Genomic DNA, 12,523 nt, shown 5'->3' with positions numbered 1-12,523 from the left:
TAAATGCTAGAAAAAATACAGAAGTTATTTACTCCAGAAGAAATTTTAGCAGGAAGTTTTGGTATTGAAAGAGAAGCATTACGTGTAAAAACTGATGGAAGATTAGCAACCACACCACATCCTGCAATCTTTGGAAGTAAACTTAAGAATCCATATATCACAACAGACTTTTCTGAAAGTCAAGTAGAGCTAATTACACCTAACTTAGGAACGACTAAGGAGACATATGATTTCCTAAATGCACTTTATGATATTGTGGCACTTAATATTGGAGAAGAATACTTATGGCCACAATCTATGCCTTGTGATATTCCAGAGGATGAACAAATTCCGATTGCAGAATATGAAGACTGTGAGGTATGTCAGAAAGCAAGATTATACCGTGAAGAGTTATTCAAGAAATATGGGGGTAAGAAGCAACTTATCTCAGGGATTCATTATAATTTCTCATTCGATGAAGAATTTATAAAAAGACTTCATGAAAACTTTGGAGAAGGAAAAAGTTATAGAGTTTTTAAAGATGAAGTGTACTTAAAGGTTGTAAGAAATTATTTAGAATATAGATGGCTTATGATTTATCTTATTGCAGCAGCGCCTGTCATTCATGAATCGTATACAAAAGAATGCGTTAAACATCTTGAAAAAGTAGGTCCTAAAAGCTATACAAGTGAAGGTGCTATGTCTTATCGCTTAAGTGAATGTGGATATAAAAATGATGTAGATTTATATCCTGACTATACCAGTGTAGCAAGCTATATTAAGAGCTTAAATCAATTTGTAGAGGATGGACTTATTCAAAATTATAAAGAACTATATAGCCAAATTCGTCCTAAAGCTATCGATAACACAAATTTATTAGAGTCCATAGAAAAGGACGGGATTTTATACATTGAAGTAAGAAGTATTGATAATAACCCATTTGATAAAGGGGGAATTACAATCGATGAGCTTGATTTCTTACATGTATTTATGATTTATCTTCTATTTAAAGAAGAAAATAAAAAATTAAGTAGTCAAGAAATTCAAAAGGAAGGTAATCATAATCAAAGATTAATTGCTAAGTCTGGACTTTTAGATATTAAGCTTCTTCACAATGGGGAAGAAGTGGACAAAGTAACATGGGGCTTAGAAATTTTAAATGAAATGTTAGAGATGAATAATGCTTTAGGCCTTGGCAAAGAAGCACTCATAAAAAAAGCAATGGAAAAATTAAAAGATCCAAAGCTTACTTATGCATATCGTTTCAAAAAGCTTGTTAATGAAAAAGGTTATTTAGAAGCTCAAGTAGAATTGGCAAAGGCATATGCAAAAGATGCGTATAATCACCGTTATAAACTTTATGGTTATGAAGATTTAGAGCTTTCAACGCAGATTTTAATGCGTGATGCGATTACAAGAGGTATTAAAGTAGAAGTATTAGACCGCTCTGACAACTTTATTGAACTTAAAGATGGTAGCCACGTAGAATATGTGAAACAAGCTACTAAAACATCTAAAGACAGCTATGTGACGATGCTTATGATGGAGAATAAAACAGTTACTAAAAAAGTGCTTGAACGTAATGGCGTAAATGTACCAAAAGGCATTGAGGTTACAAAGGGGCAAAGTTTACAGCTTGCAGCTAGAAGATATGCAGGTAAACCAGCTGTTGTAAAACCTAAATCAACCAACTTCGGTAAAGGAATCAGCATTTTCCCAGAAGGCGGTAGTGAAGAAGATTTAATACGTGCATTAGAAATTGGTTTTGAACATGATGATACAGTTTTAGTAGAAGAATTTGCAAGAGGAAAAGAATATCGTTTCCTTGTAATAGGCGATGAAGTAGCAGGCATTCTTCACCGCGTGCCAGCTAATGTAAAAGGCGATGGCAAAAGCAGCATCCGCCAGCTTGTAGAAATCAAAAATCAAGACAGTTTAAGAGGAAAAGGCTATAAAACACCGCTTGAAAAAATCGGCTTAGATGCCAGCAGTGAATTGTTCCTTAAACAAAAGGGCTTAAACTTTGATTATATTCCAGCTCAAGATGAAATTGTGTACCTTAGAGAAAATTCTAATATCAGCACAGGTGGCGATAGCATTGACTATACTGATATTATTCCAGAACGCTTCAAACGAATTGCAGTAGAAGCAGCTCAAGCGATGGAAGCCAAATTCTGCGGCGTTGATATGATGCTCGAAGATTATAGTGACCCAAACAGCAACTATGCAATTATTGAGCTGAATTTCAATCCAGCCATTCATATTCACTGTTACCCATATGAGGGAACGCAGCGTAACATCGGAGAAAAAGTATTAAAGGTATTAGGCTTTGATAGCGTAGGCTGTGGAAAGTAGTAAAAAGTATAAAATGAATAATTAAATAAATAACTTATTTTTTGTTTTTTTTGAGTATGAATTTTTAAGCTCTGTGAGAAACTAGTGGGGTGTAATGAGAAAAAGAAGTATTAACCAATTAAAAGCAAATAGTTGCATGAAAACTAGTTTTAGAAAGGAGCAATTCATATGTCAAAAACAATTATGACCGTAGATGGTAATACGGCGGCTGCTTATGTGGCTTATGCGTATACAGATGTAGCAGCAATCTACCCTATTACCCCTTCTTCAACCATGGCAGAAGTTGTGGATGAGTGGGCAGCAAATGGGCGAAAAAATATATTTAATCAAACAGTTAATGTAGTGGAGATGCAATCAGAAGCAGGTGCAGCAGGTGCATTTCATGGTTCTCTTCAAGGTGGGGCATTAACCACCACCTTTACAGCATCTCAAGGTCTATTACTTATGATTCCTAATATGTATAAGGTAGCTGGAGAATTACTTCCAGGCGTATTCCATGTCAGTGCCCGTGCACTTGCTGCACAAGCTTTAAGTATTTTCGGAGATCATCAGGACGTTATGGCAGCAAGACAAACAGGATGTGCTTTATTATGTACAGGCTCTGTTCAAGAAGTTATGGATCTTGCACCAGTTGCGCATCTTGCAGCTATTAAAGGACGTGTACCATTTATTCATTTCTTTGATGGATTTAGAACTTCTCACGAAATTCAAAAGGTAGAAGCACTTGGATATGATGATCTTGCAGGGCTTATTGATCGCGATGCCCTTCAAGCCTTTAGAGATAATGCTTTATCACCTAATCATCCAGTTATTCGCGGTACAGCACAAAACCCTGATATTTATTTCCAAACAAGAGAAGCTTGTAGTAAGTTCTATGATAATTTAGTACCTATTGTAGATGAATACATCAGTAAGATTAATACGTTAACAGGTAGAAACTATGGTCTTTTCAACTATTATGGCGCTGAAGATGCGCAGGAAATTATTATTGCAATGGGTTCTGTAACTGAAACCATTGAACAAACTATTGATGAGCTCAATAAACAAGGTAAAAAATATGGTCTTGTAAAGGTTCATTTATATCGTCCATTTTCAGGAAAACATCTTCTTGACTGTGTACCAAAGACAGTTAAAAAGATTTGTGTCTTAGACCGTACAAAAGAGCCTGGAGCCCTTGGCGAACCACTTTACCTAGATGTAAAAGCTGCTTTCTATGGCTGCGACAATATAAAAGAAATCATTGGTGGTCGCTATGGTTTAGGGTCAAAGGATACTGTACCAGCAGATATTAAAGCTGTTTTTGATAACTTATGCAGTGATAATCCTAAGAATGGATTCACTATTGGTATCAATGATGATGTGATGCATACTTCACTTGAACGCGACAAGAACTTTAGAATTGTAAAACCAGGTACAATCCGTTGCATGTTCTGGGGACTTGGTTCAGATGGTACAGTAGGAGCGAATAAACAAGCCATTAAAATCATAGGAGAGCATACCGATATGTATGCCCAAGCATACTTTGATTATGACTCTAAAAAATCTGGTGGACTCACTATGTCACATCTTCGTTTTGGTAAAGAGCCTATTAATAGCCCTTACCTTATTGATGAAGCTGATTATTTAGCATGTCACAATCAATCCTATCTCAATCTTTATGATATGGTCAGCATCCTTAAAAAAGGTGGAACATTTGTACTCAACTGTTTATGGGATGAAAGTGAACTAGATGAAAAGATTCCAGCAAAGGTTAAAAAATATATCGCAGAAAATGATATTAATTTCTATACGGTTAATGCCATTAAAATAGCTTCTGAAATCGGTCTGGGCAATCGTATTAATATGATTATGCAGTCTGCATTCTTTAAACTTGCTAATATCATTCCAGAAGAAGATGCTAAGAAATATCTTAAAGAAGCTGTTGTAAAAGCCTATGGTAAAAAAGGTGAAAAAGTCATTAATATGAACTATGAAGCCATTGACCGAGGATTTAGTGCAGCTGTTAAGGTAAATGTTCCAGAGTCTTGGAAAAATGCAGAAGAACCAGCACCAGAAAAAGTGGAAGAACCAGCATTTATCAAAGATATTTTACGTCCTATGAGTGCACAAGAAGGTAATAAACTTCCTGTAAGTGCCTTCAATGGCATTGAAGATGGTACTTTCCCAACAGGTACAGCAGCTTATGAAAAACGTGGCGTTGCTATTATGATTCCAGAGTGGGTACCTGAAAATTGTATTCAATGTAACCAATGTGCATTTATATGTCCTCACTCAACAATTCGTCCATTCTTATTAGATGAAGAAGAACAAGGCAAGGCGCCAGAAAGCTATACAACGTTAAAAGCAATGGGTAAAGGCTTAGAAGGTATGGCATTTAGAATTCAGGTAGCACCTATGGATTGTACAGGCTGTGGTAACTGTGCAGATATTTGTCCAGGCAAGAAGGACCAAAAGGCACTTGTCATGAAACCAATTGCATCTCAAGTGGAAGCAGAGGTACCAAACTGGGCATTCTCTGTAGAGCAAGTTAAAGATAAAGGAGACCTCGTACCACCAAATACTGTTAAAGGCAGTCAATTTAGACAACCTCTTTATGAATTCTCAGGGGCTTGTGCAGGATGTGGTGAACCAGCTTATATCAAGCTTATTACGCAACTTTATGGTGATCATATGATGATCGCAAATACTACCGGATGTTCTTCTATTTGGAGCGCATCAGCACCAACAACCTCTTATACAGTTAACTGTGAAGGCAAGGGACCATCTTGGGCAAATTCATTGTTTGAGGATAATGCAGAATATGGCTATGGTATGTATTTAGCTGTGAAACAACTTCGTAATAAACTTGCAGATGCCATCCGTGAACTTGAAAACTGTAATGTAGATGAAAGCGTTAAAGAAATCTGCAGAGAGTGGTTGAGCACTAAAGAAGATGGAGAAGGTTCTAAAACAGCAAGTAAGAAAGTACTTGAAATGCTTGAAAGCAATAATATTAGTGATGAGGCGGCTAAAGTGCCTCTAGATACAATTAATAAGTACAAAGATTATCTTGCAAAACGTTCTATATGGATTGTTGGTGGAGATGGTTGGGCTTATGATATTGGTTATGGCGGTTTAGATCACGTCATGGCATCTGGGGAAGATATTAATGTCTTAGTTTATGATACAGAAATTTATTCAAATACAGGTGGTCAAGCATCTAAGGCTACACCAACAGCAGCTATAGCTAAATTTGCGGCTTCCGGTAAGAAATCTCGTAAAAAAGATTTAGGCATGATGATGATGACCTATGGAAATGTTTATGTGGCACAAGTAGCTATGGGTGCTAATAAACAACAATGCATGAAAGCGATACTTGAAGCAGAAGCACACAAAGGTCCATCTATTATCATTGCATATGCGCCATGTATCAGCCATGGTCTAAGAGAAGGTATGGGTAGAACATCAGCTAACCAAGAACAAGCAGTTAAATGTGGTTACTGGCACTTATATCGTTATAATCCAGATCTTAAAGCTGAAGGTAAGAATCCATTTGTACTTGATTCTAAAGAACCAACAGAAAGCTTCAGAGACTTCATTATGGCTCAGGTTAGATACTCAGCTCTTGCAAAACAATTCCCAGAACAAGCAGAAGAATTATTTGAAATGACAGAGGAAAATGCTAAGAAACGATATAACAACTATAAACGATTAGCTGAGAATTCAACTATTGAATAAGGAAAAATAATTCATAATTAATGATGGCGGATTAATGATGAATGGAAGATTATTGATAGAGAGTTAATAGTTGTGAAATAAAGATGATGCTTAAAGCATAGAGTTTTGTAATCGAATATAAATAGAAACTTAGGTGATGATGTAAGATTTTATATAAATTTTGCATTGTCACCTATTTATTTTTACTAGAGAAATGAAGAAAAGATAAAGTCTAATGATATATTATTATAAAGTTTATATAAAAAGCTAAATAAAAATTTGAGTTATTAGAATAATTTGTATATAGTCCAAATGTTTACAAAATTAAAATAGTGAGATAAAATAAAAAGTAACATAGTGTTTGGAAAATACTTACACATTTCCGAATAGGTGTGCCAATAATTTTATAGATTTATAAGGAGTGATTATATGTCAAAGACAATGATGACCGTTGATGGTAATACTGCGGCGGCTTACGTTGCATATGCTTTTACAGATGTAGCGGCTATTTATCCTATTACACCATCATCAACTATGGCGGAGGTAGTAGATGAATGGTCTGCGAATGGCAGAAAAAATATTTTTGGTCAAACAGTTAATGTAATTGAAATGCAATCAGAAGCGGGTGCAGCAGGTGCATTCCATGGGTCATTACAAGCAGGTGCTCTAACAACAACATTTACAGCATCTCAAGGACTTCTTCTTATGATTCCAAATATGTATAAAGTAGCTGGTGAATTATTGCCAGGTGTATTCCACGTTAGCGCACGTGCGCTTGCTGCACAAGCTTTAAATATCTTTGGGGATCATCAAGATGTTATGGCTACAAGACAAACAGGTTGCGCAATGCTTGCTACAGGTTCTGTTCAAGAGGTTATGGACCTTGCTCCAGTTGCTCACCTTGCGGCTATCAAAGGTCGCGTACCATTTGTACATTTCTTTGATGGATTTAGAACATCACATGAAATTCAAAAAGTAGAAGCAATTGATTACGCTGATTTAGCTAAACTTGTAGACCAGGATGCTCTTAAGAGATTCAGAGATAATGCCCTTTCACCAAATCACCCAGTGACAAGAGGTACAGCTCAAAATCCAGATATCTACTTCCAAACAAGGGAAGCAAGCAATAAATTCTATGAAAACCTTGTACCAATTGTAGAAGAGTACATTGGTGAAATGAATAAATTAACAGGTAGAAACTATGGTCTCTTCAATTACTACGGTGCAGATGATGCTGAAAGTGTTATCGTAGCTATGGGTTCTATCACAGAAACTATTGAAGAAACAGTACAGGCTTTAAATGCTAAAGGTGCTAAACTTGGTGTTGTAAAAGTACATCTCTTTAGACCATTCTCTACAAAACATTTATTAGCTGCTGTTCCTAAATCAGTTAAGAGAATCTGTGTACTTGATCGTACAAAGGAACCAGGTTCAAATGGTGAACCTTTATACTTAGATGTACGTGCAGCATTCTATGGCGAAGAAAATGCACCAATGATTATCGGTGGACGTTTCGGACTTGGTTCAAAAGATACAACACCTACAGAAATCAAAGCTGTATTTGATAATTTAAATAGTGAAAATCCTAAAAATGGATTTACAGTAGGTATCAATGATGATGTAACTGGTACATCTATTGAAATCAAAGATACACTTAAAATTGCAGAGCCTGGTACTGTTAGATGTAAATTCTGGGGACTTGGTTCAGATGGTACAGTTGGTGCTAATAAACAAGCTATTAAAATTATTGGTAACCATACAGACATGTATGCACAAGCTTATTTTGCATATGACTCTAAAAAATCTGGTGGTGTAACAATTTCTCACCTTCGTTTTGGTAAAACACCTATTCGTTCACCATACTTAATTGACGAAGCTGATTATATTGCTTGTCATAACCAATCTTATGTACATCAATATGATGTATTATCAGGCCTTAAAAAAGGCGGTGTATTCGTACTTAACTGTATTTGGGATGAAGACCAAGTAGAAGCAAATCTTCCAGCACATATGAAACGTTATATTGCTGAAAATGATATTAAGTTCTACACAGTTAATGCAACTAAGATTGCTGGTGAAATCGGACTTGGTAGCAGAGTAAACATGATTATGCAATCTGCATTCTTCAAACTTGCTGAAATCATTCCAGAAGCAGATGCTATCAAATACCTTAAAGAAGCCGTTGTTAAAGCTTACGGTAAAAAAGGTGAAAAAGTTGTTAATATGAACTATGCAGCTATTGATAGAGGATTTGAAGCAGCAGTTAAAATTAATGTACCAAATGAATGGTTTGGTGTAAAAGATGAAGCAGCAGTAACAGTAGATGAACCTGCATTCATCACAAATATCTTAAGACCTATGAATGCTCAAGAAGGCGATAAACTTCCAGTAAGTGCATTCAACGGTATTGAAGATGGTACATTCCCAGCAGGTACAGCAGCATATGAAAAACGTGGTATTGCGATTAAAGTACCAGAGTGGATTCCAGAAAACTGTATTGAATGTAATCAATGTGCATTCATCTGTCCACATGCTACAATTCGTCCAATCTTAGTAGACGAACAAGAGTCAGAAAAAGCACCAGAAAGCTTTGTAACTAAGAAAGCTATTGGTAAAGGCTTCGAAGGACTTACATATAGAATGCAAGTAAGCCCACTTGACTGTACAGGTTGTGGTAACTGTGTAGACGTTTGTCCAGCTAAAACAAAAGCACTTGTGATGAAACCACTTGACTCACAAACAGAAACTGAAACAGTTAACTGGAACTTCGCTATGAAAGAAGTTGCACCTAAAGAAGACTTAGTACCAGCTAACAATGTAAAAAATAGCCAATTCAAACAACCACTCATTGAGTTCTCAGGCGCTTGTGCAGGTTGTGGTGAACCAGCATATATTAAAATCGTTACACAATTATTCGGTGATAGAATGATGATTGCCAATGCAACAGGATGTTCATCTATCTGGGGCGGTTCAGCACCTTCAACACCTTATACTAAAAATAGTAAAGGTCATGGACCATCATGGGCTAACTCATTATTCGAAGATAACGCAGAGTACGGACTTGGTATGTACTTAGGTGTTAAACAAATGCGTAACAAACTTACAGATACAATGAAAGCTTTAGTCAATAAAGAAATCAGTGCAGAAGCAAAAGCTGCCTTTACTGAATGGCTTGATACGAAAGAAGAAGGTGCAGTATCAAGAGCTGTAAGTGAAAAAGTTCTTGAAGTACTTGATAAAGTAGGTAGTGAAGATCCAGAAGTTAAAGCTTTAGTAGCTGAAATTGATGATAAGAAAGACTACCTTGTAAAACGTTCTGTATGGATGCTTGGTGGTGACGGATGGTCATATGATATTGGTTACGGCGGACTTGATCATGTACTTGCTACAGGAGAAGACGTTAATGTATTAGTATTTGATACAGAAGTTTACTCAAATACAGGTGGTCAATCATCTAAAGCAACACCAACAGCTGCTATTGCTAAATTCGCAGCATCAGGTAAGAAATCTCGTAAAAAAGATTTAGGTATGATGATGATGAGCTATGGTAACGTATATGTTGCACAAGTTGCATTAGGTGCAGATAAAAACCAATTCATGAAAGCTATCATGGAAGCAGAAGCACACCATGGTCCATCAATCATTATCTGTTACTCACCATGTATCAACCATGGTTTAAAAGAAGGTATGGGTAGAACAATTGCTAACCAAGACCAAGCAGTTAAATGTGGTTACTGGCATTTATACCGTTTCAACCCAGATGTACCAGAAGGAACAAATCCATTTACATTAGATTCAAAAGAGCCAACAGAAAGCTTCAGAGATTTCATCATGGCTCAAGTAAGATACTCATCACTTGCTAAACAATTCCCAGAACAAGCAGAAGAATTATTCGAGCTTGCTGAGGAAAATGCAAAAGCTCGTCTTGAATCTTATCGCAAACTTGCTCGTCAGTAAGTAAGATGAAGTAGAGCCACAGAGGGGGAACCCTCGCTTACAGCTACTGTCTACGTGAGACTAAGAATGTCTAAGTTCGTATTACTTATGAACGCGTGAAACTCGTGCGAAAACCACGCACTCAAACAGTCACGCTAAAACCCATAAGCAACACTTCACTAAGACCTTCTAAGCCTCACGCCGAATGTAGCTTACAGCGAGTGTTCCCCCTCTGCTATTCTACGTATTTAAGAGTCTCGCATGGCGGATAAGAGAACTTGCTGTGGTGGAAAAAGAAAGTGCTCGTCAGTAAGTAAATGGCGTAGGGGTGCAGAGGGGGAAAATATGCCATATTATGCTAAAAGTATATTTAAGAAATGTCCTAAATACCTAGCTAAAATGTGTAATATACAAATAGAAGAGAGTGCTTTAGAAAACAATTTAAAGAATAAAATAGAAAGTCAGATACCCATTAAAAATAAAATGGCAGCGATGCAACTAAATACAATTATTTTACCAGCAGTTGCTACTTATGAAACATTACTTTCAATGGGATGTACAACAGAAGAATGCCATGATTGTATTAGGCAGTATGTTTTATTTTATTATAAGTCACAAGCGGCAATTATTAATTGCTGTGGCAGGCTGCCATTTTTTAGGCAAATTTTTAAGTATTTTTTCTCTTTGGCTATGAAAATGTATCCAACTGAATTTTGGAATATAGAGTGGGTTGAAAATACTAAAGATAAAATTGCATTTAATATGCATGACTGCCTATACTTTAAAACTTTAAAAGAGTTTGGTTGTGAAGAATTAACATCTATTTTTTGTGCCGTTGATAACTTGTTTTATGATAATATGAGCAAGCATGTTAAGTTTATACGTACTCAAACTTTGGGGAATCAAGGTAAACTTTGTGATTTTAAATTTATTTGTAAAAAATAAAAATAATTTTATGAGGGGGTGTTTAGATGGAGATTAGGGGATTAGTAGAAAAAGATATGCCTAAGGCATTGGCATTAGTTTTGGAGGTGTTTATGGCGTATGAAGCACCGGAATATTCTAAGGAAGGGGTTGAGACTTTTACCCAGTGTGCAAAAGACCCTAGTTGGGTTAAGTCACTGAAGTTTTATGGGGCATATAAAGATGATGAAATAGTGGGGGTTATTGCGACTAGAAATAATGGGAATCATATAGCGTTATTCTTTGTGAAAGGTGAATGTCATAAGCAGGGAATTGGGCGAAAATTGTTTGAGGAAGTTGTTAAGAATAATAAGGGTAATGCTATTACTGTGAATTCATCACCATATGCGGTAGGAATTTATGAGCATTTAGGATTTTCAAAACTTCAAGAAGAGCAGTTAGCAGATGGCATAAGATATACGCCGATGGTATTTAGAATTAATAAGCGTGAACTGTATCATAAGTAATATTTCAAATTACAATTTAACTGTAAATTTATGCAATAAATAATTTTTTGTATTTATTTTTTATAAAAATTTATATTGATGTATGATATAGATTTCACATTTATAAGATTTAGTTATTCATAGTTTTTAGTAATGTGAAATCATTGAGAGAAATCTATTTACCTACATGTATATTTCAAGTTTTTAGTTGATTTCTCTATATAAAAAATGGAATTATATATTATGATAATAATAAAGATAAAATAACATCAAAATGATTATAAAGGGAGTGAAGTCGATAGATAAAACTTATAAAACAAGTGAAGTAGCTAAGTTGATAGGAATACATTCAAATACTGTACGTATGTATGAGGATTTAGGGTTAATATCAAAGCCTATTAGAAAAGACAATGGGTATCGTGTATTTACAGATTTGCATATATATCAGCTTAAGTTAGCACGTAAGGCTTTTGAAGTTGAAGTTCTGCAAAATGGATTAAGAAAAAAGGCAATAGCTATTGTTAAGATGTCAGCTAAACAAGATTTTGATGAAGCGATTGTATTAACTAAGGAGTATATTAAATCTATTAAAAAAGAGATGGACAATGCTAATGAGGCTGTAGATATTGCAGGTAAGTTAATGGATAGATTAAATTATGAAAAAGACTTTAATTTGAAGCGTAAAGAGGTTTCAGAATTGCTTGGAATATCTATGGATACTCTTCGTAACTGGGAGATGAATGGATTGGTAAATATTAAGAGAAAGCAAAATGGATATAGGATTTACACTTATGAAGATATCCAACGCTTAAAGGTTATTCGCTCTCTCAAATGTGGTAATTACTCTCTTTCTGCTATACTTAGAATGCTTAATAAATTATCAGAGCATAATGAAGCTGATATTAACGAGGTATTAAATTCACCTAATGAAAATGAAGATATTATTTCAGTATGTGATAAGCTTATAATTTCTTTGAATTTAGCTATCCAAAATGCTGAAGAGATATTAGAAATGTTATATGAAATGAAAAGAAAATATTCAAACCCTCCACTTTAACACCAGACTTTTGTTTGGTGTTATTATTTTTACATCAAATAGGTAATTGCGAAACTACTGTTTAAAAATGAATAGCACTCCTTTTAAACAT

The 12,523-nt window shown here is 35.4% G+C and carries 6 protein-coding genes; all 6 read left to right on the top strand.

All coding sequences use genetic code 11. The features are described 5' to 3' along the window. The first annotated feature begins 3 nt into the window (after nucleotides 1-3). The 6 genes from gshAB (at nucleotide 4) to AC1VAQ_RS13575 (ending at nucleotide 12,432) form a co-directional block, all read left to right on the top strand. Nucleotides 4-2,334, top strand: coding sequence for a bifunctional glutamate--cysteine ligase GshA/glutathione synthetase GshB (gene gshAB, locus AC1VAQ_RS13600; protein ID WP_302598846.1), 2,331 nt, complete (start codon nucleotides 4-6; stop codon nucleotides 2,332-2,334). A gap of 168 nt (nucleotides 2,335-2,502) precedes the next feature. Beyond that, complete coding sequence (gene nifJ, locus AC1VAQ_RS13595) at nucleotides 2,503-6,051, top strand: pyruvate:ferredoxin (flavodoxin) oxidoreductase (protein ID WP_302598848.1); 3,549 nt, start codon at nucleotides 2,503-2,505, stop codon at nucleotides 6,049-6,051. Between the two features lie 408 nt (nucleotides 6,052-6,459). Beyond that, nucleotides 6,460-9,987, top strand: coding sequence for a pyruvate:ferredoxin (flavodoxin) oxidoreductase (nifJ, locus tag AC1VAQ_RS13590; RefSeq protein WP_302598850.1), 3,528 nt, complete (start codon nucleotides 6,460-6,462; stop codon nucleotides 9,985-9,987). A gap of 240 nt (nucleotides 9,988-10,227) precedes the next feature. After that, on the top strand, nucleotides 10,228-10,911 hold the full coding sequence (locus AC1VAQ_RS13585) for an L-2-amino-thiazoline-4-carboxylic acid hydrolase (RefSeq protein WP_302598851.1): 684 nt from the start codon (nucleotides 10,228-10,230) through the stop codon (nucleotides 10,909-10,911). A gap of 26 nt (nucleotides 10,912-10,937) precedes the next feature. Next, a complete protein-coding gene (locus AC1VAQ_RS13580) occupies nucleotides 10,938-11,396 on the top strand; it encodes a GNAT family N-acetyltransferase (protein WP_302598852.1) in 459 nt (152 codons plus the stop codon). Nucleotides 11,397-11,673: 277 nt separating this feature from the next. Further along, entirely contained in the window at nucleotides 11,674-12,432 is a 759-nt protein-coding gene (locus AC1VAQ_RS13575; RefSeq protein WP_334306962.1) for a MerR family transcriptional regulator, read from the top strand. Nucleotides 12,433-12,523: the final 91 nt, after the last annotated feature.

This window comes from Cellulosilyticum sp. (assembly GCF_982396655.1).
The sequence above is the reverse complement of the archived record's forward strand: the minus strand, read 5'-3'. Positions and strand labels throughout refer to the sequence as shown.